Origin of the sequence: Pseudomonas sp. GD03903, from assembly GCF_029840045.1 — a bacterium.
Classification (GTDB): Bacteria; Pseudomonadota; Gammaproteobacteria; order Pseudomonadales; family Pseudomonadaceae; genus Pseudomonas; species Pseudomonas pseudonitroreducens.
Genome location: NZ_JAOCBT010000057.1, coordinates 1 through 1,666, shown reverse-complemented (window position 1 = coordinate 1,666; position 1,666 = coordinate 1). Strand labels below are relative to the sequence as shown.

Below are 1,666 nucleotides of genomic sequence, written 5' to 3'. Positions count from 1 at the left end.
CCAGGCTGTGTGAAAACAGCAAAGGGCTTACACCAGAGGTGCATTTGGAAATGAGTCCCGAAGGTGCATGCGACGATATCGACCACAGGCTGTTAGCCGCTGCCAGAGTCTTCTGGGGCTATCTACGGCAGTTTGTGGTGGAGAGCCGCAGGAAAATTGCAGGCCTCAGGCCCGCAGTGCCTCCATCGCACCGGCAACGCCGAAGATGCTCATCAGCCGTTTGAGGTTGTAGGCCAGCACATGCAGGCTCATTTCCGTGCTGACTCGGGGCAGCGTTCGGGTCAGGAAGTGCGTCGCGCCCATCCAATGTTTGAGCGTGCCAAACGGGTGCTCCACGGTCTGTCGGCGCACGCTCATCATCTCTGGTTCGCGATCCAGCCGTTGCTGCATGGCTTCCAGGATTGCTTCGTGCCGCCAACGCTTGAGTCGACGGTAACTGCTCGTGGTGCAACTGCTGCGTATCGGGCAGCTCGGGCAGGCAGAACTCCAGTAAGCATCCAGCTCGAGGCCATCTTCCACCGTCGAGAAGCGCTTGATTGCACGCTGCCCAGCAGGACATTGGTACTCATCATCAGCGGCTATGTAGACGAAGTCCTGCTTACCAAAACGCCCTTCCGCCTTGCTGCTGGAGGTCATCGGCTTGGGCACGAAGGGGGTCATGCCCGCCTGCTCGCACGCCAGGATTTCCACCCCGCTGAAGTAGCCTCGGTCGGCAACGACGCTAAGGCGTTCAGATCCGGTGGCTTCGCGAGCCTGCTTGGCCATCGTGGCGAGCGCTGCACGGTCATGGCCGACGTTGGTGACTTCGTGCGAAACGATCAGGTGGTGCCGGGTATCGACCGCCGTCTGCACGTTGTAGCCGACTATGCCGGTGCCTTTGCCGCTGGTAGCCATGGAGCGTGCATCCGGATCGGTGAGCGAGACTTGTCCATCCGGTGCTTCACGTAGCTGCTGCTCCATCTCCTTGAGCGCCTGCATCTGCTGGCGGAGTTTCTTGATTTTGTTCTGGAGGCCGCTGGCCTTGGCTTCGGCGACATTGGATTGAGTTCGGTCGGCGGTGTCCATCGCTGCCAGATAGCGGCCGATGCTTTTTTCAATCTGTTCCATCCGGGCGCGCAGCTTGCCGTGGGTGAAGTTGCGATCACGGTTGTTGACCGCTTTGAACTTGCTGCCGTCGATGGCCACCAGCGACTGGGAGAACAAATCGAGTTGGCGACACAGCACGACGAACTGCCGGCAGACATTGCGAATGGCTCTGCCGTTGTCACGCCGGAAGTCGGCAATGGTTTTGAAGTCCGGAGCCAGTCGCCCAGTCAGCCACATCAGCTCGAGGTTGCGCTGGCATTCGCGCTCCAGGCGACGGCTGGATTGAATGCGGTTGAGGTAGCCGTAGATGTAGACCTTCAACATCACGGCGGGGTGATAGGACGGTCGACCAGTTACGGCAGGAGTGGCCCCATTGAACTCCAGGGCCACCAGATCGAGTTGCTCGACGAAGGCTTCGACCACGCGGATCGGGTTGTCTTCGGCGACAAAATCATCCATGCATTCGGGAAGCAAGCTGACCTGTGCTCGGCTCACCTCTTCGATGAATCGCTTCATACGCCGCCCCCGCTGACGTTGCTCCAGCAACTCTAGGCGAGGACGACGTTTTCACACAGCCTGG

General features: G+C 59.7%; 1 protein-coding gene. It reads right to left on the bottom strand.

Annotated features, from left to right (window positions below; all coding sequences use genetic code 11):
• Nucleotides 1–165: 165 nt before the first annotated feature.
• A complete protein-coding gene (locus N5C91_RS31780) occupies nucleotides 166–1,602 on the bottom strand; it encodes an IS1182 family transposase (protein WP_279834500.1) in 1,437 nt (478 codons plus the stop codon).
• Between the last annotated feature and the right edge of the window lie 64 nt (nucleotides 1,603–1,666).